The organism is Amycolatopsis sp. NPDC048633 (genome assembly GCF_040650695.1).
In the GTDB taxonomy this organism is placed as follows: domain Bacteria; phylum Actinomycetota; class Actinomycetes; order Mycobacteriales; family Pseudonocardiaceae; genus Amycolatopsis.
Genome location: NZ_JBEZHS010000001.1, coordinates 323,462 through 348,754, shown reverse-complemented (window position 1 = coordinate 348,754; position 25,293 = coordinate 323,462). Strand labels below are relative to the sequence as shown.

Annotated in this window: 26 protein-coding genes; 15 read left to right on the top strand and 11 right to left on the bottom strand. The window is 70.0% G+C overall.

Annotation, left to right across the window (positions count from 1 at the left end; all coding sequences use genetic code 11):
- Window positions 1-35 precede the first annotated feature (35 nt).
- Complete coding sequence (locus AB0C38_RS01790; RefSeq protein WP_360664899.1) at window positions 36-884, bottom strand: CoA ester lyase; 849 nt, start codon at window positions 882-884, stop codon at window positions 36-38.
- Window positions 881-1,951: a CoA ester lyase gene (locus tag AB0C38_RS01785; RefSeq protein WP_360664896.1), complete on the bottom strand. Its 1,071-nt coding sequence runs from the start codon at window positions 1,949-1,951 to the stop codon at window positions 881-883. The genes AB0C38_RS01790 and AB0C38_RS01785 overlap by 4 nt, the downstream gene beginning before the upstream one ends.
- A gap of 410 nt (window positions 1,952-2,361) precedes the next feature.
- Here AB0C38_RS01785 and AB0C38_RS01780 point away from each other — a divergent pair, with 410 nt between their 5' ends.
- From AB0C38_RS01780 to AB0C38_RS01770, 3 genes are read left to right on the top strand one after another with little or no spacing between them, the layout of a single operon-like run.
- Window positions 2,362-3,012 (top strand): hypothetical protein, encoded by a 651-nt coding sequence (locus AB0C38_RS01780; protein WP_360664893.1) that lies wholly within the window; start codon window positions 2,362-2,364, stop codon window positions 3,010-3,012.
- Between the two features lie 10 nt (window positions 3,013-3,022).
- Window positions 3,023-3,673, top strand: coding sequence for an SDR family oxidoreductase (locus AB0C38_RS01775; RefSeq protein WP_360664890.1), 651 nt, complete (start codon window positions 3,023-3,025; stop codon window positions 3,671-3,673).
- Window positions 3,670-4,620 carry a ribose-phosphate pyrophosphokinase gene (locus AB0C38_RS01770; RefSeq protein ID WP_360664887.1) on the top strand — a complete coding sequence of 317 codons (951 nt, stop codon included), beginning with the start codon at window positions 3,670-3,672 and terminating at the stop codon, window positions 4,618-4,620. Before AB0C38_RS01775 ends, AB0C38_RS01770 begins: the two co-directional genes overlap by 4 nt.
- Here AB0C38_RS01770 and AB0C38_RS01765 read toward each other — a convergent pair.
- The gene (locus AB0C38_RS01765) at window positions 4,617-5,912 is read right to left on the bottom strand and encodes a D-arabinono-1,4-lactone oxidase (protein WP_360664884.1); all 1,296 of its coding nucleotides are present in this window, start codon (window positions 5,910-5,912) and stop codon (window positions 4,617-4,619) included. The two genes, AB0C38_RS01770 and AB0C38_RS01765, sit on opposite strands and share 4 nt — an antisense overlap.
- 85 nt (window positions 5,913-5,997) lie before the next feature.
- Between AB0C38_RS01765 and AB0C38_RS01760 the strand changes: the two genes are divergently transcribed.
- Complete coding sequence (locus tag AB0C38_RS01760) at window positions 5,998-7,182, top strand: amino acid deaminase/aldolase (protein ID WP_360664881.1); 1,185 nt, start codon at window positions 5,998-6,000, stop codon at window positions 7,180-7,182.
- A 263-nt stretch (window positions 7,183-7,445) separates the two neighbouring features.
- On the opposite strand, the gene AB0C38_RS01755 is transcribed toward AB0C38_RS01760, so the two are convergent.
- Complete coding sequence (locus AB0C38_RS01755; protein ID WP_360664878.1) at window positions 7,446-8,093, bottom strand: TetR family transcriptional regulator; 648 nt, start codon at window positions 8,091-8,093, stop codon at window positions 7,446-7,448.
- A 129-nt stretch (window positions 8,094-8,222) separates the two neighbouring features.
- Here AB0C38_RS01755 and AB0C38_RS01750 point away from each other — a divergent pair, with 129 nt between their 5' ends.
- Together AB0C38_RS01750 and AB0C38_RS01745 are read left to right on the top strand one after the other, a co-directional pair.
- Complete coding sequence (locus AB0C38_RS01750) at window positions 8,223-9,548, top strand: GH1 family beta-glucosidase (protein ID WP_360667430.1); 1,326 nt, start codon at window positions 8,223-8,225, stop codon at window positions 9,546-9,548.
- On the top strand, window positions 9,538-10,806 hold the full coding sequence (locus AB0C38_RS01745) for an MFS transporter (RefSeq protein ID WP_360664875.1): 1,269 nt from the start codon (window positions 9,538-9,540) through the stop codon (window positions 10,804-10,806). The genes AB0C38_RS01750 and AB0C38_RS01745 overlap by 11 nt, the downstream gene beginning before the upstream one ends.
- Before the next feature lie 425 nt (window positions 10,807-11,231).
- Here AB0C38_RS01745 and AB0C38_RS01740 read toward each other — a convergent pair whose 3' ends face one another.
- Complete coding sequence (locus AB0C38_RS01740; RefSeq protein ID WP_360664872.1) at window positions 11,232-11,657, bottom strand: hypothetical protein; 426 nt, start codon at window positions 11,655-11,657, stop codon at window positions 11,232-11,234.
- A gap of 13 nt (window positions 11,658-11,670) precedes the next feature.
- Window positions 11,671-12,006, bottom strand: a complete 336-nt coding sequence (locus tag AB0C38_RS01735) for a hypothetical protein (protein WP_286000676.1) — start codon at window positions 12,004-12,006, stop codon at window positions 11,671-11,673.
- Window positions 12,007-12,342: 336 nt separating this feature from the next.
- Between AB0C38_RS01735 and AB0C38_RS01730 the strand changes: the two genes are divergently transcribed.
- Window positions 12,343-13,728 (top strand): helix-turn-helix transcriptional regulator, encoded by a 1,386-nt coding sequence (locus AB0C38_RS01730; RefSeq protein WP_360664869.1) that lies wholly within the window; start codon window positions 12,343-12,345, stop codon window positions 13,726-13,728.
- A gap of 19 nt (window positions 13,729-13,747) precedes the next feature.
- Complete coding sequence (locus AB0C38_RS01725; RefSeq protein ID WP_360664866.1) at window positions 13,748-14,635, top strand: aminoglycoside phosphotransferase family protein; 888 nt, start codon at window positions 13,748-13,750, stop codon at window positions 14,633-14,635.
- A gap of 210 nt (window positions 14,636-14,845) precedes the next feature.
- On the opposite strand, the gene AB0C38_RS01720 is transcribed toward AB0C38_RS01725, so the two are convergent.
- The 4 genes from AB0C38_RS01720 to AB0C38_RS01705 form a co-directional block, all read right to left on the bottom strand.
- Entirely contained in the window at window positions 14,846-15,874 is a 1,029-nt protein-coding gene (locus AB0C38_RS01720) for a CopD family protein (RefSeq protein WP_360664863.1), read from the bottom strand.
- Window positions 15,875-15,890: 16 nt separating this feature from the next.
- Window positions 15,891-16,448 (bottom strand): copper resistance CopC family protein, encoded by a 558-nt coding sequence (locus AB0C38_RS01715; protein WP_360664860.1) that lies wholly within the window; start codon window positions 16,446-16,448, stop codon window positions 15,891-15,893.
- Complete coding sequence (locus AB0C38_RS01710; protein WP_360664857.1) at window positions 16,449-17,213, bottom strand: YcnI family protein; 765 nt, start codon at window positions 17,211-17,213, stop codon at window positions 16,449-16,451.
- A 71-nt stretch (window positions 17,214-17,284) separates the two neighbouring features.
- Entirely contained in the window at window positions 17,285-17,782 is a 498-nt protein-coding gene (locus AB0C38_RS01705; RefSeq protein WP_360667428.1) for a hypothetical protein, read from the bottom strand.
- A 302-nt stretch (window positions 17,783-18,084) separates the two neighbouring features.
- Between AB0C38_RS01705 and AB0C38_RS01700 the strand changes: the two genes are divergently transcribed.
- Genes AB0C38_RS01700 through AB0C38_RS01685 form a run of 4 tightly spaced genes read left to right on the top strand, consistent with a single transcriptional unit; the run spans window position 18,085 to window position 21,632 of the window.
- On the top strand, window positions 18,085-18,732 hold the full coding sequence (locus AB0C38_RS01700) for an ABC transporter permease (RefSeq protein WP_360664854.1): 648 nt from the start codon (window positions 18,085-18,087) through the stop codon (window positions 18,730-18,732).
- The gene (locus AB0C38_RS01695; protein ID WP_360664851.1) at window positions 18,725-19,891 is read left to right on the top strand and encodes an ABC transporter ATP-binding protein; all 1,167 of its coding nucleotides are present in this window, start codon (window positions 18,725-18,727) and stop codon (window positions 19,889-19,891) included. The genes AB0C38_RS01700 and AB0C38_RS01695 overlap by 8 nt, the downstream gene beginning before the upstream one ends.
- On the top strand, window positions 19,888-20,667 hold the full coding sequence (locus tag AB0C38_RS01690) for an ABC transporter permease (RefSeq protein ID WP_360664849.1): 780 nt from the start codon (window positions 19,888-19,890) through the stop codon (window positions 20,665-20,667). The genes AB0C38_RS01695 and AB0C38_RS01690 overlap by 4 nt, the downstream gene beginning before the upstream one ends.
- Complete coding sequence (locus tag AB0C38_RS01685) at window positions 20,664-21,632, top strand: glycine betaine ABC transporter substrate-binding protein (RefSeq protein WP_360664847.1); 969 nt, start codon at window positions 20,664-20,666, stop codon at window positions 21,630-21,632. The genes AB0C38_RS01690 and AB0C38_RS01685 overlap by 4 nt, the downstream gene beginning before the upstream one ends.
- Before the next feature lie 54 nt (window positions 21,633-21,686).
- Here the strand turns inward: AB0C38_RS01685 and AB0C38_RS01680 are convergent, their stop codons facing one another.
- A complete protein-coding gene (locus AB0C38_RS01680) occupies window positions 21,687-22,148 on the bottom strand; it encodes a DUF6474 family protein (RefSeq protein WP_360664844.1) in 462 nt (153 codons plus the stop codon).
- An 89-nt stretch (window positions 22,149-22,237) separates the two neighbouring features.
- Between AB0C38_RS01680 and AB0C38_RS01675 the strand changes: the two genes are divergently transcribed.
- The 3 genes from AB0C38_RS01675 to AB0C38_RS01665 all read left to right on the top strand — a co-directional run bounded on the left by AB0C38_RS01675 (window position 22,238) and on the right by AB0C38_RS01665 (window position 25,255).
- Window positions 22,238-23,878, top strand: coding sequence for a TM0106 family RecB-like putative nuclease (locus AB0C38_RS01675; protein ID WP_360664841.1), 1,641 nt, complete (start codon window positions 22,238-22,240; stop codon window positions 23,876-23,878).
- A gap of 81 nt (window positions 23,879-23,959) precedes the next feature.
- Window positions 23,960-24,589 carry a PadR family transcriptional regulator gene (locus AB0C38_RS01670; protein WP_360664838.1) on the top strand — a complete coding sequence of 210 codons (630 nt, stop codon included), beginning with the start codon at window positions 23,960-23,962 and terminating at the stop codon, window positions 24,587-24,589.
- Between the two features lie 6 nt (window positions 24,590-24,595).
- Window positions 24,596-25,255 carry a class I SAM-dependent methyltransferase gene (locus AB0C38_RS01665; protein ID WP_360664836.1) on the top strand — a complete coding sequence of 220 codons (660 nt, stop codon included), beginning with the start codon at window positions 24,596-24,598 and terminating at the stop codon, window positions 25,253-25,255.
- Window positions 25,256-25,293: the final 38 nt, after the last annotated feature.

Here is a 25,293-nt window from a genome sequence, read left to right as displayed (position 1 = left end):
CCGGTGGCCGGGCCTGCGCGCCCGGCCACCGGGGCTCAGCTCTTGACCGCCTCGGCCAGCGCCAGCACCCGCCGCGCGTTGTCGACGTGCAGGTTTTCGATCATCCGGCCGTCCACAGTGACTACGCCGCTGCCGGCCTTCTCGAACGCCTCGATGATCCGCCGGGACCGATCGATCTCCTCCTCGGAAGGCGCGAAGACGCGGTTGCACGGCTCGACCTGGCCGGGGTGGATGAGCGTCTTGCCGTCGAAGCCGTACTGGCGGCCCTGGACGCATTCCGCTTCGAACCCGGAAAGGTCCTTCACGTCGTTGTAGACGCCGTCGAGGATCACCTTGCCGGTCGCGCGCGCGGCCAGCAGGCACAGTGACAGCCCGCCGAGCAGCGGGCCGCGGCCCGGGACGAACTCCGCGTGCAGCTCCTTGGCCAGGTCGTTCGTGCCCATCACCAGCACGGTCAGCCGCTCGGACGCCGCCGCGATCTCCTCCGCGTGCAGCATCGCGACCGGCGTCTCGACCATCGCCCAGATCTTCGTGTGCCCGGGCGCCCCGCCCAGCTCCAGCGCACGCTCGATGTTGTGCACCTCGGCCGCCGAGTTCACCTTCGGCACGACCACCGCGGCGGGCCCGGCGGACGCGGCCGCGCGCAGGTCGGCGTCGTGCCACTCGGTGTCGAGGCCGTTGACGCGGATCGTCACCTCACGGGAACCGTAGTTCCCGACCGCCGCGCAGACGCGTTCGCGCGCGGCTTCCTTCGCGTCCGGCGCGACGGCGTCCTCGAGGTCGAGGATCAGCGCGTCCGCCGGGATGGTCTTGGCCTTCTCCAGCGCGCGCTCGTTGGCGCCGGGCATGTAGAGAACGGAACGTCTCGGCTTCAGCTCGGTCATCCGAGGGCCTCCTTGGTGGCGGCGTCGTAGGCCGCCGCGAGCTCGGGGTCGTCCGCCGCGAGGGCGTCGGCCAGTTCGGCGACCACGCGGCACTGCTTCACCGACGCGTCGTCCTGCATCTTCCCGTCGATCATCACCGCGCCGGTGCCGTCGCCCATCTCGGCGATCACCTTGCGCGCCCAGGCCACATCGGACGGTGCCGGCGAGAACACCTTCTTCGCGATGTCGATCTGCACCGGGTGCAGGCTCCACGCGCCGACGCAGCCGAGCAGGAACGCGTTGCGGAACTGGTCCTCGCACGCGACGACGTCGCGGATGTCCCCGAAGGGCCCGTAGTACGGCAGGATCCCGTGCATCGCGCAGGCGTCGACCATCCGCGCCACCGTATAGTGCCAGAGGTCCTGCTGATAGGTCGTCCGGCCTTCGTTCAGGTCGTCGCCGGTCGGGTCGGTGCGCACCAGGTAGCCCGGGTGCCCGCCGCCGACGCGGGTCGTCTTCATGCGACGGCTGGCGGCCAGGTCGGCCGGGCCGAGCGAGATGCCCTGCATGCGCGGGCTCGCGCCGGCGATCTCCTCCACATTGGCCACGCCGCTCGCCGTCTCGAGGATCGCGTGCACCAGCAACGGCTTCGTCAGGCCGGCCCGCGCTTCGAGCTGGGCCAGCAGGCGGTCGACGTAGTGGATGTCCTGCGCGCCCTCGACCTTCGGCACCATGATCACGTCGAGCTTGTCGCCGATCTCGGTGACGAGCGTCACCAGGTCGTCGAGCACCCACGGCGAGTCCAGGCTGTTGACCCGGGTCCACAGCTGCGTCTTCCCGAAGTCGTTGGCCTTGGCGATGGCGACGAGCCCGGCCCGCGCGGCCTCCTTGCGGTCGGCCCGCACGGCGTCCTCGAGGTTGCCGAGCAGGACATCGACCTTCTTCGCGATGTCCGGCACCTTCGCCGCCATCTTCTCGTTGCCCGGATCGAAGAAGTGGATCATCCGGGACGGCGTCACCGGGATCTCCCGCACGGGGGCGGGCGCACCCAGGGCGAGCGGGGCGAAGAAGTCCTTCGGGGAGCGCATCGGTCCTCCACAACGACGACTAAGTAACTGGCGGGTAACTTTAGTCCGGCGCGCGCGAGACCGCTGCGGTGCAAGTCACCGCCGTGTGGGTGACGGCGGACAACCGCAGCTCAGCCGCCTGCGTCCACTGTGGATTTCCCCCGGTTGCGCCGAACGGCCTAATCGGACGAAGGTGCCTTCGGTAGTCGGTCGCGGGCGGACGGTAGTGCCACTCACCCCGCGATCACTCGGTTGGCCGCACCGTTCGACCGAAGTCCCATGACCGCCTACCGACCGGTCATCGACCGCTGGCCGCCGCCGATCGCAGCCACTCGCACTACCCGGCGACGCCGCGCCGCCGCGCTGTTAGACAGATTGAGTGCCGGTTTTCACCGGTCACGAAGCGGTGCAGGTTAGAAGGAGGCGGACTCGTGGCGGCTACACCTCAGAACACCGAGCGCTCGACGGTCGCCGGTGGCGCGAAGCGCAGCCGGTCGATGCCGAGCCGGGTGGTGCCGCCGATCGAGCTTCCCTCGAGCGTCGACGAACTCGCCCGCGCCGCCGCCGCCCAGCTGGGCTGGAACGGCGTCGTCCTCCCCGAGACCACGATCCTCGGCCGCAAGGTCTGCGTGGTCGCCAAGCTTCGCACCGACGTGCACGCCGAACGCATCGCGATGGGTGCCGGCCCGGTGGCCGACCGCGCCACCGTCGACACCTGGACCTGGCCGGAGCTGGCCGGAACCGCCCCCGCCCCGGCCGCCGAGATCGTCGGCGTCCTGGCCGTCGCGCGCCACTGGCGCACCGCGATGGCCTCCGCGGTTCCGTTCGCCCGCTACGGCGAGGCCGCGATGGTGCTGCCGTCGCCGGCGATCCTCACCGAGGACTACGTCGGCAACTGCCTGCCGCGTGCCCGCGCGTACGGCCTCGCCGTCGTGACGGCCGACCCGAACGCGATGATCGACCTCGACCTCGAAGGCCGCACCGAGCGCGTCGTCCTGGCCGAGGACCCGGTTTCCCGCCTGGTGAACGAGATCGTCTACGACCACCTGCTCCGCACCGCCGAGGCCCCCGCTTCGCACTAAGCTCCGCTTCATGCGAGTCGTCATTGCAGGTGGACACGGTCAGATCGCGCTGCGACTGGAGCGGCTGCTCGCCGCGCGCGGTGATGCGGCGGTCGGGATCGTCCGCAATCCCGCCCACGCGGCGGACCTCGAGGCGGCCGGTGCCGAAGCCGTCGTCCTCGATCTGGAGAACTCCGATGTGGACGCTGTCGCCGAGGTCCTGAAGGGTGCCGACGCCGCGATCTTCGCGGCCGGCGCGGGCCCGGGCAGCGGGACCGCCCGCAAGGACACTGTGGACCGCGGTGCCGCCGCGCTCTTCGCCGACGCGGCCGAGCAGGCCGGCGTCCGGCGGCACGTCCAGGTGGGCTCAATTGGTGCCGACAACCCGGAGAACCCCGAGGGCACCGAGGAATTCCGGCACTACCTGCGCGCCAAGCGCGCGGCGGAAGACGACCTCAAGGCCCGCGACCTCGACTGGACCATCCTTCGCCCGGGCGCGCTGACCGACGACGCAGGCACCGGCCTGGTGCTGCTCGCCGAGCGGACCGACCGCGGCCCGATCCCGCGTGACGACGTCGCCGCGGTGCTCGTCGGCTTGCTGGACGCGCCCGAAACAGCGCGTCGCACCCTGACGCTGATCTCCGGTGAGACCGCGATCGCCGAAGCGATCTCCGCGCTGTGATCAGCGAGGCCTCGAGAGAGATCGCCGTCTTCAGCGGGAGCGCGCACCCCGAGCTGGCCGAAGAGATCTGCGCCGAACTGGGCATCCCGTTGCAGCCGACGGAGATCCGGCGGTTCGCGAACGACTGCCTCGAGGTGCAGCTGCAGGCGAACTGCCGCGAGCGGGACGTCTTCATCATCCAGCCGCTGGTCAAGCCGGTGCAGGAACACCTCGTCGAGCTGCTGCTGATGCTCGACGCGGCGCGCGGCGCCTCGGCGTCCCGGATCACCGCCGTGATGCCGCACTACTCGTACGCGCGCTCGGACAAGAAGGACGCGCCGCGCATCTCGCTCGGCGGGCGCCTGGTCGCCGACCTGCTGACCACGGCCGGCGCGAACCGGGTGCTCGCGATGACCCTGCACTCGCCCCAGGTGCACGGCTTCTTCAGCGTCCCGGTCGACCACCTGCACGCACTGCAGGAGCTGGCCAGGCACTTCCGCCAGTACGACCTCTCGCGCACCACCGTCGTCTCGCCCGACCTGGGCAACGCGAAGGAGGCGTCGCACTTCGCGCGGCTCCTCGGCGTCCAGGTCGCCGCCGGCGCGAAGGAGCGCTTCCCCGACGACCGCGTCCAGATCAGCTCGGTGATCGGTGAGATCACCGGCCGCGACGTCATCGTGCTCGACGACGAGATCGCCAAGGGCAGCACGGTCATCGAGCTGCTCGACAAGCTCGCCGAGCTGGAGCCGCGCTCGATCCGCGTCGCCTGCACGCACGGGCTGTTCGCGGCGAAGGCCATCGAGCGGATCGGCAGCCGGGCGGAGGTGCTGGAGATCGTCTGCACCAACACGGTCCCGGTGCCCGAAGAGGAACGTGCCGAGAAGCTGAAGATCCTCTCGATCGCGCCGGCCATGGCCGAGGCGATCCGCCGGATCCACAACGGCGAATCGGTGTCGGCCCTGTTCTAGGCCGGACCGAGCACCCGGTCGAGGTAGGTGTTCGTGAAGACGCCGTTCGGGTCGGTTTCCTTGCGCACGCGCAGGAAGTCGTCGAAGTGCGGGTAGCGCGAGCGGAGCACGCCGGCGTCGAGGTCGTGCATCTTGCCCCAGTGCGGGCGACCGCCGACCGCGCCGGCGATCTTCTCGAACGCGCTGAAGTACTCGCGGTACGGCATGCCGGTGAACTGGTGGATGGCGATGTAGGCCGAGTCGCGGCCCTGCGCCGTCGAGAGCCAGATGTCGTCGGCCGCGGCGACGCGGACCTCGACCGGGAACATCACCGGGTCCTTCAGCTTCGGCACCAGGGCGCGCAGCTCGGCGAGCACGTCGAGCACTGATTCACGTGGAACCGCGTATTCCGTCTCGGTGAAGCGGACATTGCGCGCGGTGACGAAGACGCGGTGGGAGAGATCGCTGTACTCGCGCGCCGAGAGGACGTTCGAGGCGAAGCTGCCGAGCGACGGCACGAGCCGCGGCATCAACCGGCCCGTCCGGCAGAGGCCGCCGAACGCGACGTTTTCCATGATCTGGTAGTCGACGAACTCGCGGACCTTGCTCAGCGGTTCCGCCGTCTCGCACCGGTTGTTGCGCTTGACCAGGGCGTTCTTGCCGTAGGGGAACCAGTAGAACTCGAAGTGCTCGTTCTCGTCGGCGAAGTCGTGGAAGCCCTCGAGGACCTGCTCCAGCGGCTCCGGCCGTTCCTGCGCGCGCAGGACGAACGACGGCTCGCACTTCAGCGTCACCGTGGTGATCACGCCGAGCGCACCGAGGCCGACGCGGGCGGCGGCGAAGAGGTCGGGTTTTTCTTGGGCGGAGCAGGTGACGACCGTGCCGTCCGCGAGGACGAGCTCGAGCGCGGCGATCTGGGTGGCGATGCCGCCGAGCCGCGCGCCGGTGCCGTGAGTGCCGGTGGAAATCGCGCCGGCGATGGTCTGTGCGTCGATGTCGCCGAGGTTGGTCATGGCCAGCCCGAGCGCGTCGAGCTCGGCGTTGAGCTGCTTGATCGTGGTGCCCGAGCGGACGGTGACCTGCCCGGTTTCGAGGTCGACGCGCTCGATGCCGGTCCAGCCGCGCAGGTCGAGGGCATCGGAGTCGGCGACGGCGATCGCGGTGAAGGAGTGTCCGCTGCCCCAGGGGCGCACGGTCCGGCCGGCCGCGGCGATGCCTTCGACGGCCGCAGCGATCTCCGCCGCGCTGCGCGGCTGGTGAACGTGTTGCGGCGAGGCGGACGCCGTGCCCGCCCAGTTGGTCCACCGGGTCATGCGCGCCCCCTCCATCGATCGAATGTCCGAGACAGTAAGTGAATAGTATTCGCGTTTCAAGCTTTGTTGTCGTACTTTAGACCTCGTGACCAGTGCGACGGTGTACGACTTGGCGACCAAGGACCTCGATCCACCCTTGGCCGTGGTCGACTTGACGGCCTTCGACGCGAACGCCGGCGACCTCCACCGCCGCGCGGCGGGCAAGCCGATCCGCGTGGTCAGCAAGTCCGTCCGCTGCCGGGCGTTGCTGGAGCGCGTGCTCGCGATGCCGGGCTTCGAGGGCCTGATGTGCTACTCGCTGGCCGAAGCGATCTGGCACGTCGAGCAGGGCACGACCGATGACATCGTCGTCGCCTACCCGACGGCCGACCACGAAGCCCTCCGGCGCCTGGCCACGTCCGATCTCGCGCGCGCGGCCATCACGATCATGGTCGACTCGCCCGCGCACCTGGATCTGGTGGACGCCGCCCTCGGCCACGGCCACCCGGAGATCCGGGTGTGCCTGGAGCTGGACGCGTCGTGGCGCCCGCTGCCGGGAGTCCACGTCGGCACCCGGCGTTCCCCGATCTTCACGCCGAAGCAGGCATCGACGTTCGCCCAGCAGGTCGTGGACCGGCCGGGCTTCCGCCTGGTGGGCGTGATGGCGTACGAGGGCCAGATCGCCGGCCTCGGCGACGCGGCCGGCCGCAGGGTGAACCAGGCGGTGATCGGCTGGATGCAACGCCGTTCGGCGGCGGAGCTGAACCGCCGCCGCGGCGAAGCGGTCCGCGCGGTCCAGGCGGTGACCCCGCTGGAGTTCGTGAACGGCGGCGGCACGGGAAGCATCGAGTCGACGGGCGCGGACGCGGTGGTCACGGAGATCGCAGCGGGCTCAGGCCTGATCGGCCCAACACTCTTCGACGGCTACACGCGCTTCAAGCCCCGCCCGGCAGCGCTGTTCGCTTTACCGGTCGTCCGGCGCCCGACGCGCAAGATCGCGACGCTCTACTCCGGCGGCTACATCGCTTCGGGGCCCACAGGTCCTTCGCGCCAGCCGACGCCGTACCTCCCGACAGGCCTGAAGCTCTTGGGCTTCGAGGGAGCGGGCGAGGTCCAGACCCCGGTGACGGGCCGGGCCGCGCGATCACTGAACCTGGGCGACCGCGTCTGGTTGAGGCACGCCAAGGCAGGCGAGCTGGCAGAGCGCTTCACGCACTACCACCTGGTGCTGGGCGACCGGGTGGAGCGCACGGTCCCGACTTACCGAGGCGAGCACCAGAACTTCGGCTGAGTCATTCGGGACATCCGAGGTCCCGAATGAGTCATTCGCGGCCTACCCAAGCCGCGCACCCCGCCCGGACGGGTGCCTTCAGGCTTGCGATCGGGCACACGGCCGACACCGCTCAAGGAGCGCGCCGCCGCCGCCGAGACGAGGTGAAAGACTCGTTCACCTCGTCCGACGACATGAAAGAGTCTTTCAAGACGTTCAGGCGCTGCTTCGAACCACGTGGTTGTCCACAGCTGTGCATACCTGTGGACAACTTCTGTGGACAGCTAGGACTGCTCCCCGAACCGAGCCGCCAAATACCCCTTCACCACGTACTTCGCCTCGGCGACGATCTTCTCGTCCCCGCTGGGCTCCTTCCGGAACGCCAGCTTCAGCAGCGCGTCGGCGACCTCGTTGGCGATCGTGATCGCGAAGCGCAGGTCCTCCATCGGCCGGTCGACCTGGGCGGTCAGGATCTCCGTCAGCGAATCGACGATCACCGTGTTGTTGTCGCGCGTCTCGTCCAGCAGCTGGCGGTCGATGATGTCGCCGAAGTGGACCTTCGAGAAGCCCGGCACCGACCGGTGCATCTCCAGGTAGATGTCGAGGATCGAGTCGACGACGTCCCACCAGTGCTCCGGTCCGAGCTGCTTCAGGCGCTCGTTCACCGCGCCGACGAACCTCTCCAGGTTCCGGGCGGTAAGCGCTTGCACGACCGCTCGCTTGTCCGGGAAGAACTGGTACAGCGAACCGACCGCCACGCCCGCTCGTTTGGCGATCAAGGTCGTCGTGAGTGCGTCGTAACCGAGTTCGTCGATCAGCGCCGCGCTGGCGTCGAGCATCTGCTCGACTCGCTTCGCGCTTCGCTGCTGGACCGGCTGACGGCGCAAGGGGGTGGCTTCTGCCGGCACCTTCGCGGCCTGGATGTCGGACACGGCGCTCCTCCTCGTCTGATCTGGGACTTTATCGTGCCGACGGGCTTCCCCACGGACGAGTGAAGACCTAGTATATGAGAACTTTTCATGTTCACCCGTACGGGTGGCCTGACGAAGGGGTCAGCACCGGTGCAGAACCCGATCTTCCCGCCCGGCTTCCTCTGGGGTGTTTCGACTTCGGCGTTCCAGATCGAGGGCGCCACCAGCGAAGGTGGGCGCGGACCGTCCATCTGGGACACGTTCACCGCGACCGAGGGCAAGATCGCGCGCGATGAGACCGCAAACGTAGCCGCCGACCATTACCACCGCTACCCGGAAGACATCGCCTTGATGGCGGAGCTCGGTGTCGGCGCCTACCGGATGTCCATCGCGTGGCCCCGCATCCAGCCCGAGGGGAAGGGCGCGCCCAACGCCGAAGGCCTCGGCTTCTACGACAAGCTCATCGACGCCGTCTGCGAGGCCGGCATCGCCCCCGCGGTCACGCTTTACCACTGGGACACCCCGCAAGCGATCGAAGACGAGGGCGGCTGGCTCTCCCGCACGACCGCTGAGCGCTTCGCCGAATACGCTCACATCCTCGGTGAACGCTTCGCCGACCGGGTGAAGCTGTGGATTCCGCTCAACGAGCCCATGGTGATGTCCATCTTCGGCTACGCGATCGGCGAATACGCGCCCGGCCAGACGCTCCTGCTCGACGCCATCCCGACCGCGCACCACCAGAACCTCGCGCACGGTCTCGCCGTCCAGGCCATCCGGGCGGCCGGTGCGACGAACATCGGCACGGCCAACAACCACTCGCCGATCTGGCCGTCTGACGACTCTCCCGAAGACGAAGCAGCCGCCGAGTGGCTCGACGCGCTGCTCAACCGGCTCTACGCCGACCCCGTGCTGCTCGGCAGCTATCCCGAGCAGCTCCACGAGCACCTCCCCGCCGGGTTCGCCGACGACCTGCCGACCATCGCGCAGCCGCTCGACTTCTACGGCGTCAACTACTACGAGCCGCAGGGTGTCGCGAAGCCCAGCCCGGGCAACCCGCTGCCCTTCGACCTTCGCCCGGTCGAGGGCTACCCGATGACGACCAACGACTCGCCGATCGTCCCGCACGCCCTGCGTGAGCTGCTGCTCGACTTCCACCGGCGCTACCGCGACAAGCTGCCGCCCATCCAGATCACCGAAAACGGCTGCAGCTTCGCCGACGTCGTCGCCGAGGACGGTGGCGTGCACGACCCCGAGCGCATCGACTTCCTGCACAGTCACCTCGTCGCGCTGCGCGAGGCGATGGACGCCGGCGTCGACGTCCGGGGTTACTTCTGCTGGTCCCTGATGGACAATTTCGAGTGGTCCAAGGGCTACGCGCCGCGCTTCGGCCTGGTGCACGTCGACTACGAAACCTTGCGGCGCACGCCGAAGGACTCGTTCCACTGGTATCGGAAGCTGGTGCGGGATGAGCAGTGAAACGACCGAGGCGACCGGGCTGCCGGAAGCCCTCGCCGAACCCGTCGTGCGGGTGCGGCCCGGCTGGATGAGCCTGCTGTTCTTCGCGAACATCGCGCTCTGGCTGGGGATCTACGCGCCGATCCAGGTGTTGCTGCCGCAGCAGGCCGAGCTGCTCGACCAGGTGAACAAGGAGTTCGTGCTCGGCCTGGTGATGGGCGTCGGCGCGGTCGTGGCCCTGATCGTCAACCCGGCCGTCGGGCTGCTGTCCGACCGGACGTGCTCGCGCTTCGGCCGCCGCCACCCGTGGACGGTGATCGGCGCGGTCGTCGCGGCCGCCGGGCTGCTGGTCCTGGCGTTCGCGCCGGACGTCGCGCTCCTGATCGTCGGCTGGTGCCTCGTGCAGGCCGGGCTCAACGGCATGCTCGCCACGCTCATGTCCGCCATCGCCGACCGGGTCCCGGTCGGGCAGCGCGCGCAGGTCGGCGGGCTGGTCGGCATCGCCCAGATGCTCGGCACGGTGCTGGGCGCGGTCGTGGTCGTCGTGATGCTCGGGATCGCCGGGATTCCGCTGGCGTACGCGGTCTGCGCGGTGATCGTCGTCGTGGGCGCCGCGTTCTTCGTGCTGCGGACGCCCGACGCGCGCCTGCCGGTCGAACACCGGCCGTCGTCCCAGGCCGGCGAGGTCCTGCGCAACCTCTGGGTCTCGCCGCGGCGGCACCCGGACTTCGCGTGGGCGTGGTCGTGCCACTTCATGATCAACCTCGGCAATGCGTTCGGCACGCTCTACCTGTTGTTCTTCCTCAAGGACGCGGTGCACTACCCGGACCCGGACACCGGCCTGTTGATCATGATGGGGCTGTACGGCGTCGCGCTCGTGATCGGTGCCGTGCTCGCCGGGCACTTCTCGGACAAGTCCGGACGGCGTAAGCCGTACGTCCTTGCGGCGTCCGGTGTGATGGCGTTGGCCGCTTTGCTGCTGGTGATCTGGCAGAGCTGGACGGTCGCGCTCGTGGCGTCCCCGCTGCTGGGCGTCGGCTTCGGCGCGTACATGGCTGTCGCGCTGGCGATGCTGACGCAGGTGCTCCCGACGGCGCAGGACCGGGCGAAGGACCTGGGTGTCATCAACATCGCGAACTCGCTGCCGCAGGTGGTCGCCCCGCTGCTGACCCCGCTCGTGCTCGCCTACCTGGGCGGCTACTCGGGACTGTTCGCGGCTTCGGCCGTCGCGACCCTGCTGGCCGCGGTGCTGGTGCTCCGCGTGAAGGCAGTTCGCTGAAGAAAGTGGAACCGCGGGCCGGTGCCGGTCGGGGGAGGGGAGTGCAACGGCACCGGCCCGCGGAATTCAGGGGCCGCTCACAGGCGGGTCACGTCGAGGCGAACCAGTGGTCCAGGCCTCTTCGATGATCAATCTAGCGGGGGATTACCGCCTGGGCTAGGCCTAACGCGTAATTTTTTCGATTAATCGCGGTGGGGACCGGATTAGGGCGGCCGAGGACTGGTTCGCACTGCTCGGGGGTGCGGGCGAAACAGTCCCCGGCCGGGGCGAGAGCCGGCGCGGGTCCGATGGGGCGATCGGTCGGCCGCGCTCGCCGGATCAGGGGCGGGTCGGGTTGGGTCGGGTTGGCTTGTCGTGCGCGAACGCCGGCCACCTGATCAGGGGCGGGTCGTCACCGCGGGAGGTGGCGACGACCCGGAAGTCCGTCAGGCCGTGACCGCTCGGCGCGGGTTCACCAGCGCGTGGCGACCGGTGGTCTCGGCCGCGGTGGGCGCCGGAGCCGGCCGGCCCTGCGCCGGGACCGGGCTCTTGCGGCGTCCCTGCAGGCGGCTGTCCGCCGAGGACTGCTGCTGCGGGGCCAGACCGCCGGCCACCAGGTGTTCGTGGGCGACCTGCCAGACCGAGCACGGCGCCTTGCAGCGGTGCCACCGGGTCGAGCAGGTCGGGCAGTCACCGCGCTCGTCGGGCTCGTGCATCTTCAGCATCGCGCGCCAGGCCTCCGTCAAGCGGGGCAGTTCGGAGCGCGCGACCGAGACGAGCGACTGGGCGTCGGCGCGGGTCGCCAGGTCGGTCAGCATGTCGAGGCGCTCCCAGACCGCATTGCGGAGGACCTGCCCGAGTACCTGATCCATGATCAGCTCACCGTTACCTTTCCGCCATTTTGGCGGCTTCGTTGAGCGCGGCGCGCAGCTGTCCGAGCTGGCCGGACGTCAACCGCGCGGTCTCGCCGGGGGGCGAGACCAGTACCACCTGGTTGTCCTCGACGAACACCGTCACCGCGCGCTCGCGGCTGATGAGGTCGCCGCACTGCACACGCCACACCAGCTGACCGCCTTCGTAGTGCCGGACGCTCGCGGTGCGGGGGTCCACCGCGGCGGCGGGGGTGACCGGGCGGACGGCGGAGATGGGAGAGACCACCGGCCGCACGGCGCGGGTGGCCGTACCGGCATGTCCCCCTGCGAACGAGTCCACGAACTCCACGCCCTTCTCCGCTCTGTCGTGCCTTCTCCGAACCCCTCGGGCTCTGAAGATGCCTTCTGCAACATCGCCTTGTCATAAACGCTGCGGTTTTCGTAGCTCTCCGTGATCGCTGCCGGTGTCCGGGCGGTGACGGAGATCTGACAACTACAGTGAGGTGAAACCGGGTGCGATAGAAGGTCGAAATGGCGTCATAGCGGTGACCGGACCGGGTTCCACGGTAAGCGGTCAACGGACTTCGCCCGGACCGATCAGGGCGCCAGTTCGGCTGTTCACACAGTTCCGCAGGTTTGCCTACGCTGTTTCACAGACGCCCGACCGGACAGTGGAGGGGGCGCGATGGACGCCAGTAACGGTGGCAGTGCCGACGCCCGGCAGAGCCACGCAGTTCCCGCTGACGCGTGGGAGCAGCCGGAGATGAGAGCGGCTCTCGCGTCCCGCGAGATCAGCGCCGTCTACCGGCTCCTTCGCAAGCACGGTGTCTCGCAGCGCCAGATCGCCGCGATGACCGGCCAGTCCCAGTCCGAGGTGTCGGAGATCCTCAAGGGTCGCCAGGTCATGGCCTACGACGTCCTCACGCGGATCGCCGACGGCCTGGGTGTCCCCCGTGGATACATGGGCCTCGCCTACGACGAGGCCACGGCGATACGCGTCGTCGGCTCCGCCGACGGCCAGCAGGCTGAGGAGGACGAGTCCGTGAAGCGACGGAGGTTCCTCGCGCACGCCGCCCAGGTCACGATGGGTGCGGCGGTGTTCGGTCCGGAATCGGGCACGTGGTCGGCGGGACCGGCGCGGACGCCGGCGCCCGGGCGCATCGGCATGACCGACGTGCGCCAGGTGGAGGCCGCCACGCGCGCCCTCCGGGCCCTGGACTACCAGTACGGCGGCGGGTTCTGCCGCGACGCCGTCGTCGCGCAGCTGTCCTGGGGACAGCAGATGCTCGAGGCGCACGGCACCGACATCGTCAAGAACCGGCTGTACGTGGCCCTCGCGGACCTGCACTCGCTGGCCGGCTGGACGTCCTTCGACACCGGGCTGATGGACTCCGCCCGCGGCCACTTCGCGAACGCGCTGGACCTGGCCAAGCAGGGCGAGAACCACCCGCTGGTCGCCAACGTGCTCTACCGCATGGGCCGCGTCTACCTGCACCAGGACGCCCCGAACGACGCGCTGAAGCTGTTCCAGCTGGGCCAGATCGCCGCTCAGGAGTCCGGCTCCGAGCTGGCGGTCTCCGTGCTCTGCGCGAACGAGGCCTGGGCCTACGCGATGATGGGCAACGAGGAGCAGGCGGTGAAGCTGCTCGGCCGGAGCAAGGACGAGTTCGAGCGCGCCAACCTGGCCGAAGCCGAGTCGTGGGTGAAGTTCTTCACCGAGACCGACGTCTACGCCATGGTCGGCACCGTCCACACGGTCCTCGCGCAGAAGAACTCCGAGCACACGAAGTACGCGATCCCGGCGCTGACCAGGGCCGTCGAGTCCTACGACGACGAGATGGCCCGCTCCAAGACGTTCATGCTGAGCGCGCTGGCGACCAACCACCTGCTGGACGGCGACCTCGACCACGGCTCCAAGGTCGGCGGCAAGGCCATCGACTGCGCCGAGGGCATCAAGTCCGAGCGGGTCAAGGACCGCATGCGGCCCCTGCAGGACGAGGCCGAGCGTCGCCGCAACAACGCCGACGCCCGTGACCTCGCCGACCGCCTCAACGCTTTCTACGCCGCGTAACGTCGAAGGCGCCGGCGTCTTGGACGGCCGGTTCACCTCCGGCAAACTGCGTGAAGTGCTGGCCGAGACCTGCGCGCTGCTGGGTCTCGACCCGGCTGGCGCACGCCTGCTGCGGTTCACCAACAACGCGGTGTACGCGCTGGTCACCGCGCCTGTCGTGATCCGGATCGTCGGGTCCACCCGGCTCCGGCACCGCGTCGAGACCGTGGTCCGCGTGGCCCGGCACTTCGAGCGGCACGACGTCCCCGCGATCCGGCTGCTCGACACCGTCGAGCAGCCGCTGCCGGTCGGCGGGCACCTCGTGACCGTGTGGCACCAGGTGCCGAGCATCGGCCGCTCGGCGACGTCCACCGACCTGGCGCGGCTGCTGCGCCAGGTACACGCGCTGCCCGCGCCCGAAGGGCTCGCCGAGTGGGCGCCGTTCGCCGCGGTGCGGGCCCGGGTGTCCGACGCCGAAGAGCTCACGGCCGACGACCGCGCGTTCCTGCTCGACCGCTGCGCCGAGCTCGAGGGCGCGCTGGCCGGTCTGGATTTTCCGCTGCCCCGTGGCCTGGTCCACGGCGACGCGTACCCGGGCAACGTCATCCCCGGCCCGGACGGCCCGGTGCTCTGCGACTTCGACTCGTCGTGCGTCGGCCCGCCGGAGTGGGACCTGACGCCGCTGGCGGTCGGCCGTGAGCGGTTCGGCGACCCGGCGGTGCGCTACCGGACGTTCGCCGCGGCGTACGGCTTCGACGTCACGTCGTGGTCCGGGTTCGCGGTGCTCCGGGCCATCCGCGAGCTGAAACTGACGACGAGCGTGCTGCCGATCCTGCGCAGCCGGCCGCAGGTCCGGCCCGAGCTTTACCGCCGGCTGGACGATCTCCGCAATGCCAGGACGGACACCTTGTGGACGCGTTACCGTTGATCGTTATCTGTCACTTCGTGTGATCGGCGCCACAATCTGCACGTGCATTCGACGACGGCAAATGACCGTTCGTCGCTTCCGAAATGCGGTCAGCTCTGGGTAGAAAGTTCGGTCCGACGGGTCGCCCCCAATGGTCTACCCCTAATCCCAATGCGCAACTTGCAGCTACTCGCCGTGACCTCAACCGGGTCCTACCTGCGGGGAAGGGCTTCAGGACGCGACGACCGGCGCTCGCGTCAGCACGACGGCGAAGCCGAACGCCAATCCCATGACGGTCAGTTCGAGCGTCGCCCACGCGGCGAGGGCCGTCCGGTTGTGCCGGACGATCTGCGGCATCAGCCGCCAGCGGGTGTACGCGCCGAGCAGCGCGATGACGCCGGTGCACAGGAACTTCAGGACGAAGAGCTGCCCGTACGGCGTCGTGAAGATCGCCGCCCAGAACCCGATGGTCGGGTTGAGCGAGATCTCGACGAGGCCGTTGAACAGCCCGGTCGCCGCGGAGAGGACCAGGCAGAGCGTCGCGAGCTTCGAGAACCGGGGCATCGCGTGCGCGAGCAGCGTCCGGTTCGCGACGAGGAGCACGGTCATCGCGCCGAGGCCGCCGGTCCAGGCGACGGCGCTCATGACGTGCAGCTCCATCGAGATCATCGTGTAGTCGTGGTAGTTCCAGTTCGACGCGTGCCCGGTGACCGGCAGCGGCAGCAGCGCGAACAGGCCGAGCCCGACGCGGACCTCGGCGGGCACCTTCTCGCCGAAGCGCAGGGCCAGCGCGCCGATCCCGGCGTGGACGAGCGCGAGCGCGGCGACGATGACGAGCGCCTTGCCCGCGCCGACGTTGGCGATGTAGTCGCCGATGTCGCCCGGGGAGAGCGTCGACGAGCCGGGCTTGTACTCCGCGGTCTGCAGGATCAGCGCGACGACCGCGGTCGTGGCCCAGACGAGCGCGGCCGCGACCCCGGCCGGCCGGGCCAGCCGCATGATCGGCTCGGTCAGCTTCGGCCGGTCGTAGCCGACGAGCACCGACAGCAGGGCCAGGCCGATGGTCGTGACCGCGGCCAGGTCGAGCAGGACCCGCACGACCGGGATGCCGGCCGAGACCACCGCGCTCGGCTGCACCACGCCGGGGACCGGGGTGGTGGCCATCAGGGCGACGCCGATCAAGGCGCCGAGCAGGCCCGCCGTCACGACGCACAGCAGCGTCGAATAGCGGGGTTTCGCGGTGGTCTCGGCCTGGGTCATCTTCGCGGCTTCTTCTCTACTGGTTCTCTTGACCGGCCTTGGCGCCCGAACGCAGGGCCACGGTCAGCCCGATCGCCAGCAGCACGACCGCGCCGGCGATCCAGACCCAGATCGGCACCCCGGTGGACGACGACGCCGGGGACGTCGCCTGCGAGGAGCTGCCGCCCGGCGACTTCGCCGCGTCCACGGTCGCCGGCGTGCCGGTGCCCGCGGCGGTGAGGGTGAAGGTGAGCTCGCCGGTCACCGGGTGGCCGTCCGCGGACAGGACGCGGTAGCCGATCGTGTACTTCCCGGCCGGGCCGAGCGGCCGCAGGGGCGCGCTGATGACGTTGTTCACCACGCTGATCGGTCCCTCGGCCCACTGGCCGCCGCCGGGTCCGGTCACCGCGATCTGGTTGACGTCCGCGCCCTGCACGTACTGGTCGAACGTCAGGCTGACCTTCTGCGGGCCGGCGGCGACGGACGAGCCGTCCGCCGGGTCCGAGGAGATCAGCACGTTGTGCGCGAGCGCCGGGGTGGCCGTGCCGAGCACGGCCACCACCGTCAACGCCAGCGCGACGAGCGCTTTCCGCATTTAGCTGTTGCCTCCCGACTTGGCCGCGGCCTTGCGGGCCCGGATGGTCGCGCCGGCCCCGACGCCGAGGCCGACGGCGCCGACGAGCAGGCCGGCTCCGCCGAGCCAGCGGGCCGTGTTGTCCGACGTCGCCGCGGCCGCTTGGGTCTGCTCGCCGGTGGTCGCCGCCGTGTCCGCCGACATGTTGGCGTGCGCGTCACCTTCGGCGGCCTTCGCGGCCAGCTTGACGACCGGCGCCGGGTGCTCCGGCTCCTCGCCGCCCGCGGGGGTCGCCTGGGTCCAGTCGACGACCTTGCCGTCGCTGTAGCTCTGGTGGGCCGGGAACTCGACCTGGTCCACGTTGGTCGGGAGCGGGCCGAAGCTGACCGAGAACTCCTGGTAGTCGGTGGCCTTGAGCTCGCTGCCCGCCTGGGCGGTCCACGTCACCGCCGTGACGGCTTCGGTGATCTGAGTGCCGTTGTCCTTCGTGATCGGCGTCGGCAGCTTCGACTTGACGACGTCGGCGGTCCAGCCGGGGACCGGCTTGGTCCGCACCGAGCCGATGCCGTAGTCCGCCTTGAAGTCGACGGTGACCTTCGTGGTGGTGAGCGGGGCCTTCTCTTCGCTCGGCACGCGGAACACGATCGCCGCGTAGCCGCCCTTGGTCGGCTGCGGGCCGTAGACGTTCGCGGTGACGTGCGCGGAGGCGACGCCCGCGCCGAGGAGACCGGCGACACCGATGGTGGCGGCGAGGAAACCGGCGCGCTTGATGACGTGCTGGGACATGGGTTCACTCCTGATGAACTCAAGAAAGGGCAGCGAACTCGGGGGTCCGCTGTTCGGGGATGAGCCGGGGTTCAGGAGTGGAGAGGCGGGCCGCGGCGCCCGCGGATCCGGCGCAGGTCGACGCCGACGAGGTGGCCCGGCGAAGTGGTGCGGGCCGGGACGAGCGCGGGAGCTCGGAGTTCCCCCACCGGCAGCGGGGTGAGCAGCCGCGGCAGGATCGCGCGCAGCACGTTGAGCACCGTCAGCAGCGTCGCGTCCGCGCGGGCGAGCAGGAGCGCGGTGACCAGGGTCGCGAACGCGTGCGCGAGCACCATGCCGGGTCCGGTGCCGCCGGCCGTCGTGTGCATGTCCTGGTGGCCGGCGAGCGTGGTGAGCAGCAGGTGCATCACGAGCTGGGCGGCGCCGAGCAGCGTGATCGTGGCGACCGTTCCGCGCGCCTTGCGGGCCAGTGCGCTCGCGGTCCAGCCGAAGAGACCGGTGAGCAGCACGGTCATCGCCGGGTCGGGCAGGCCGCCGTCGGCGAGCCGGTGCGCGGTCACGGAAAGCGCCGCGGCGCACACGGCGAGCAACGCACCACGGGTAGCACCGAGCACGGCGGGACGCCGTGCCGGAACGCTCATGAGGAGCAGCCTAAGGGACCTGCTCCGGCGTGAGCGTGTGATCCCGTGAAGTGAGCACACACCGAGTTCACGGACCGCGCCACGCCGTGGTTCAGGTCATTTCTTGCCGATCACGTCCGGAAAGGCCAAGGTGGGCGGAACCGTAGGCCGAAACGGGGGTTTGGTCCGCCGTCGCGCTGGGTACTGAGCCGTCGGTCAGGAACTAGCCCGATCGGGTGAAGGCCTGCACAAAGGCGGGAGAGCGGACACGGATGAACCTCTTCGACTACATCTCCGACCGGGCGAGCAAGCTCTGGCTGGAGGCCTACCTGCACACCAGCATGGTGGTGCAGTGCACGATCCTCGCGGCGATCCTGGGCGTGCTGATCGGCGTCGCGGTCTACCGCAGCCCGATCGGTTCGGCGGTGGCCACGGCGCTGGCGAGCACGATCCTGACGGTCCCGTCGTTCGCCCTCCTGGGCCTGCTGATCCCGATCTCGGGGCTCGGTCCGACGACGGCCGTGATCGCGCTGGTGCTCTACGGCCTCCTGCCGATCGTCCGGAACACCATCGTCGGGCTCGACGGGGTCGACCCGGCGATCACGGACGCCGCGCGCGGCATCGGGATGAGCCGCTTCGGCGTGCTCACCCGGGTCGAGCTGCGGCTGGCCTGGCCGGCGATCCTCACCGGCATGCGGGTGGCCACCCAGATGCTGATGGGCATCGCCGTGATCGCCGCCTACGCGAAGGGTCCCGGCTTCGGTGCCGAGGTCTTCTCCGGGCTCACGAACGCGGGGAGCACGAACTCCCTGAACCAGGCCGTCACCGGCACGGTCGGGGTGGTCATCCTCGCCCTGCTGCTCGACGGCGTTTACGTCCTGATCAAGCGTTTCACCATTTCTAGGGGTGTCCGTGGCTGAGAACGAGGAAGTCTCCGGCGTCGAGATCGAGCTGGAGCACGTGACCAAGCGGTACCCCGGCACCCGCGAAGCGGCGGTCGACGACTTCTCCATGGTCGTGCCCGCCGGCAAGATCGTGGTCTTCGTCGGCCCGTCCGGCTGTGGCAAGACCACCACGATGCGGATGATCAACCGGCTGGTCCAGCCGTCCTCCGGCAAGATCACCATCGGCGGCGACGACGCGCTGAGCCTCGACGTCGACACGCTGCGCCGCCGGATCGGCTACGCGATCCAGCAGGCCGGCCTGTTCCCGCACTTCACCGTCGCGCAGAACATCGGCGTGGTGCCCGGCCTGCTCGGCTGGGACAAGAAGAAGGTCAACGACCGGGTCGAGGAGATGATGGACCTGGTCGGCCTCGACCCGTCCGACTTCCGCGACCGCTTCCCGCGGCAGCTCTCCGGTGGCCAGCAGCAGCGCGTCGGCGTCGCGCGGGCGCTCGCCGCGGACCCGCCGGTGCTGCTCATGGACGAGCCGTTCGGCGCGGTCGACCCGATCACCCGCGGCAACCTGCAGGACGAGCTCCTGCGGCTGCAGACCGAGCTGAAGAAGACGATCGTCTTCGTCACCCACGACTTCGACGAGGCCGTGAAGCTCGGCGACAAGATCGCGGTGCTCGGCAACCAGTCGTCGATCCTGCAGTACGACACGCCCGAGGCGATCCTGGCCAACCCGGCCGACGACACGGTCGCCGGCTTCGTCGGCGCCGGCGCGTCGCTGAAGCAGCTGACGCTGCTGCGGGTCCGCGACGTCGAGCTGCAGCAGGACGCGCTGACGGCGACGCTCTCCGACGACCCGGCCGAGGTCCGCAAGAAGCTCGAAGACCAGCGCAAGCACTTCGCGCTGGTGCTCGACCAGCGCAACCGGCCGATCCGTTGGGCGCACGTGCGCGACCTGACGTCGGGGTCGTCGCTGGCGACCGTCGGCAGGCCGCTGCGCGACATCGTCAGCCTGCAGTCGACGCTGCAGGACGCGCTCGAGGCGATGCTCGCCGAGGGCGGCTCGGTGCCGGTGACCGGCGCGCGCGGCGAGTACGCGGGCACCATCCAGCTCGACACCGTGATCGCGACCATCCAGCAGCTGCGTCAGGAGCACACCAACGGCGAGGAGGTGTCCGCATGACGGCTGCCGTCGATACCGGTTTCAGTACCGAGTCCGGCTCCAAACGCGCGGAACGCGTCCGGCTGTTCGCGCAGCCCGTCGTGGTGCTGGTGATCGTCGCCGTCACGCTGATCTGGGTGTTCTCGAGCGGGCTGACCGCGACCGAGAAGGCGACGCTCAACGCGACGTCCTTGTTCACGGCGTTGTGGGACCACGTGCTGATGACGCTCGTGGTGACCGCGATCGTCGTGCTGGTCGCCGTGCCGCTCGGGGTGATCGTCACGCGGCCGTGGGCCCGCTTCCTCGCGCCGGTCTTCCTGGCGATCGCGAACATCGGCCAGGCCGCGCCCGCGCTCGGCGTGCTGGTGCTGTGGTTCATCGTCACCGGCGCGGTCGGCGGGCTGTGGGTGGCGGCGCTGCCGCTGGCCTTCTACTCGCTGCTGCCGGTGCTGCGGAACACGATGGTCGGCATCCAGCAGGTCGACGAGTCGCTGATCGACGCGGGCCGCGGCATCGGGATGTCGGCGACGGCGGTGCTGTTCCGCGTCGAGATGCCGCTGGCCGTCCCGCTGATCCTGGCCGGTCTGCGCACCTCCCTGGTGCTGGCGGTCGGCACCGCGACGTTCGGCATGTTCGTCAACGCCGGCGGGTTCGGGCTGCTGATCGACACCGGCTACAAGCTGAACCTGACCTCGGTGCTGGTGACCGGCTCGGTGCTGGCCGTCGCGCTGGCCCTGCTGGTGGACTGGCTGGGCGCGGTCGCCGAACAGTTCTTCGGACCGAAGGGGCTGCGATGAAACTCCGGCGCATTACGGCAGTCCTCGGGGCGGCGGTGCTGGGCGCGACGCTCTCCGCGTGCGGCCTGACGGTCAACCAGGCGGTGCCGTACGACATCCAGCCGGGCTCGATCCAGCCGATCCCGTCGCTGCAGGGCCTGAAGGTGACGGTGGGGTCGAAGGACTTCACCGAGAACATCATCCTGGCGTACTTGTCCGAGATGGCGTTGTCCGCGGCCGGCGCGGACGTCGTCGACCTGTCGGACATCAAGGGGTCCAACTCGTCGCGGCAGGCGCTGCTGTCCGGGCAGACCGACGTCACCTGGGAGTACACCGGCACGGGCTGGATCAACTACCAGGGCAACGAGCTGCCGGTGCCCGGCGGTGAGAAGGCCCAGTACGACGCGACGGCCAAGGCGGACGAAGAGAAGTTCGGCGTCACGTGGCTGAACTACTCGCCGCTCAACGACCAGTACGCGTTCGCCGTCACCGAGGCGTACGGCGCGCAGAACAACCTGAAGACGACGTCGGACCTCGCGGCGTTCATCAAGCAGAAGCCGGACCAGGCGGTGTTCTGCCTGGAGACGGAGTTCACCAGCCGCCAGGACGGCTTCCCGGCCGCGGTGAAGGCCTACGGCTTCCAGAACCCGAAGATCGAGAACTTCGGCATCGGCACGATCTACTCGGCGGTCGCGGGCGGCACGTGCCCGGTCGGCGAGGTGTTCACCACCGACGGCCGGATCTCCGGGCTGAACCTGCGGGTGCTCGAGGACGACAAGAAGGCGTTCCCGCAGTACAACGCGGTCCCGACGCTGCGCACAGAGTTCGTCAAGGCGCACCCGGACATCCGCGGCCCGCTGGAGAAGGTCGGCGCGGCGCTCGACAACGAGCAGATGGTCCAGCTCTGCAAGCAGGTCGACGTCGACGGCCAGGACGCGGGCAAGGTCGCCCACGACTGGATGGTCAAGAAGGGCTTCGTGAAGTAGGCAGGCGCAGAGCGGCCCCCGGTGCGCGCACCGGGGGCCGCTCTCGTTTCCGGGTCAGATCCCGAGCCGGTTGAGCAGCAGGCCTTCCAGCCGCTCCAGCTCGCCGGCCACCGCGCGGTGCACGGCCTTGCGCCGCGCCGCCGGCATCCGCTCCGCCGCCCGCACTGACGCCGACAGCTGCTCCAGCGTGCTCAGCGACTCGCTCACGAACGTCTTGTCCGCCGCCGACGCCTTGTCCGACTTCTCCAGGTCCCGGCAGCCGTCGGCGAGCCCCGCGATCCGGGCGTGCAGCGCCGCACCGCGACCGGTGTACGTGCCCAGCTGGTCGACCGCGACGCCGAGCTTGCGTGCCTGGTAGCGGTCGTACAGCTCCCGGGCGGAGCCCGCCGCGCGCACCGCGAACGGCGCGACCACCGGGATCACGACCGGCCCGAGCACCTTCGCCACCGCGACCGCGTTCTTCGCCTTCTTGGGGGTGAATCGGCCTTCACCCTCGACCTTGGCCTTGCGCGCCATGGCACCTCCTGCGACGTGTGAGGTCGAACTTACTGGTCGCCCGGGTGGCGGGCATGTCGGCTCGGCGGTGGGAATCTAGAGTGATCTCCATGAAGGGCGAGGTGGTACTCGACGCGGGAGCGGTCAGCCGCTGCCGCCGCCGCGTGCACCTGGAGCACGACCCGGCGATGCGCGAGGTCCCGCTGTCCCCGCCGGACCCCACCGCGCAGCAGCGGATCGACGACGCCACCGCCCACCGCGAGGACATCGTCAGCCGGCTGATGGCGGCCAACCCCGGCGACTGGGTCAAGATCGGCCGCGACCTCCCGGCCCACGAGCGCGTCGAGCTCACCGAACGAGCTTTCGCCGCCGAAGCGCCCTACATCTGGGGCGCGCTGCTGCCGGTCGACCCGGCCGGGCACCGGCGCGGCGGCATCGACCTGCTGGTGCGCACCGGCCGCGGGTACGTCCCGGTGCTCGTCGTGCGCCACCGCATCACCGACCGCGGCACCGGCGCGATCGTCACCGCGCCGACCGACCTCGACCCGGCGCACCGCGGCGCCGACGAGAGCCGCAAGGTCCGATCGCAGCCGCGCGACCAGCTCCGGCTCGTGCACATCCGCCGCATGCTGCAGACGCTCGGGCAGGCCGACGAGAGCCTCGCCCTCGGTGGCGTCATCGGCCTCGACGCCGACGTCGTCGTCTGGCACGACCTCACCGCGGGTACCTGGCCGGGCGGCCGCAGCGCGCTCACCGAGTACCAGGTGCGGTTCGCCGACCGGCTCGCCATCGCCACGGCGGCCGCGAACGGCGAGGAGCCGCTGGCCGAGCCGTCGCGCGTGCTGGAGTGCCGCCGCTGCCCGTGGTGGCCGACGTGCGAGGCGGTGCTCACCGAGTCCCGCGACGTCAGCCTGGTGGTCCGCGGCGAGGACGCGCTGGAGCTGCGCCGCGCCGGCGTGTCCACTGTGGACAAGCTGGCCGCGCTCGACCCGGCCGGCGAGGCGCCGGAGGTGAACTGGACCGGCGTGACGTTCCCGGACGCCGTCGTGCTCGCCCGCGCCTGGCTGGCCGACCTGACCCTGGTCCGCCGCGTCGACGAGGTCGACGTGCCGCGCGGCGACGTCGAGGTCGACGTCGACATGGAGAGCTTCGGCGACGCCGGCGCGTACCTCTGGGGCTGCCTGCTGACCGGTGCCGACATCGGGCTGGAGCCCGGCTACCGCGCTTTCGCGACGTGGGACCCGCTGCCGACCGACGACGAGGCCCGGTCCTTCGCCGAGTTCTGGGCCTGGCTCACCGACGTCCGCGAGCGCACCGAAGCGGCCGGGCTGACCTTCCGCGCGTACTGCTACAACGCCCTCGCCGAGAACCGCTGGCTCTTCGGTTCGGTCGAGCGCTTCGGCGACCACCCCGGCATTCCGGCCAAGAAGGAAATCCAGTCCTTTGTGGACTCCGAGGAGTGGGTCGACCTCTTCCGCAGCGTCACCGACCAGTTCCTGTGCTCCCACGGCAAGGGCCTGAAGGTGATCGCCCCGGTCGCCGGGTTCGCCTGGCGGGATCCGGAGGCGGGCGGCGAGGCGTCGATGCGCTGGTACCGCGACGCCGTCGGGATGGACGGCGAGACGCCGGACGGTGAGCAGCGCGAGCGGCTGCTGCGCTACAACGAGGACGACGTCCTGGCGACCCACGCGCTGCGGGAGTGGATCGACGCGCGGGCGCAGGCCGAAGTCCCGTACATGTTCGATCTCTGAGTAGTTCGTCGACTAAGACACTTGCCTACTGGCACGTCTTCCGTATACTCGTCTACGAGTACTCGTGAACGAGGAGTCGACGTGAAGAAGCGGAAGGTCGGCAGCATGCTGGGCCTGGCCGTGCTGTCCGTCGCGCTGGAACGCGCGATGCACCCGTACGAAATGGCGTCCGTGCTGAAGGAACGCGGCAAGGACGCCGACCTGCCGATCAAGTGGGGCTCGCTCTACACGGTCGTCGCGAACCTGGAAAAGCACGGCTTCCTGGAGGCCGTCGAGAGCGTCAAGGACGGCGGACGGCCCGAGCGGACCGTCTACCGGATCACGCCGGCCGGGCGCGAGGAGTTCGAGGACTGGGTCCGCGAGCTCGTCGGCACGGTCGAGAAGGAGCCGCCGCGGTTCCGGTCCGGGCTGTCGATGATCGGCGTGCTCGGCCCCGACCAGGCGATCAGCCTGCTGCGACAGCGGCTCGGGCAGCTCGATGACCACGTCGAGCAGCAGCGGGCGGTCCTGGACCAGCTGCGGCCGCTGATGCCGCGGCTGTTCCTGGTCGAGGTCGAGTACGACATCGCGATGACGGAGGCCGAGGCGCGCTGGGCGCGCGGCTTCCTCGAAGAACTGACCACCGGCGCCCTGCCGGGCATCGATGCCTGGCGGCGCTTTCACGAAACCGGCGAATTCCCGGACGACCTGGGGGAGTTCGTGGAGAGGTAGGAACCGATGGAGACGACCCGCAAGCACCGCGTGCCCGAGATGGAAGGTTTCCAGGCGCGCTGGTACGCCAAGAACCGCGGCACCGAGCCACAGCTCGCGCAGTACCGCCGGCAGGCGGTCGAGGTCACGTCCGGGCTGAAGGAGGGCGCCGACGTCCTGGAGGTGGCGCCCGGGCCGGGCTTCTTCGCCGTGGAGCTGGCGAAGCGCGGCTTCCACGTCACCGGGCTCGACATCAGCCACACGATGGTGGAGATCGCCCTGGGGGAGGCTCAGAAAGCCGGGGTGGACGTCGACTTCAAGCAGGGCGACGTCACGCACGCGCCGTTCGCGGACGAGTCGTTCGACTTCCTGGTCTGCCAAGCCGCGTTCAAGAACTTCCGGCAGCCGGTGGCCGCGCTGAACGAAATGCACCGGGTGCTGCGCCCGGGCGGGTTCGCGGTGATCCACGACCTGAACCACGAGGCCACCGGCGCGGAGATCGGGCGCGAGGTCGCCGGGATGAACGTCGGCGCGGTCAGCGGGTTCACCGTCCGGCAGACGCTGGCGTGGCTGCGGCGCCGGGCGTTCACGCGCGAGCAGTTCGAGGCGCTGGCCGCGGAGAGCGCTTTCGGCGGCTGCTCGGTCACCACCGACGGCATCGGCCTGGAGGTCCGCCTCACCCGCTGACGGCCCAGGGGCGGCACTTCCGGAGGGGAAGTGCCGCC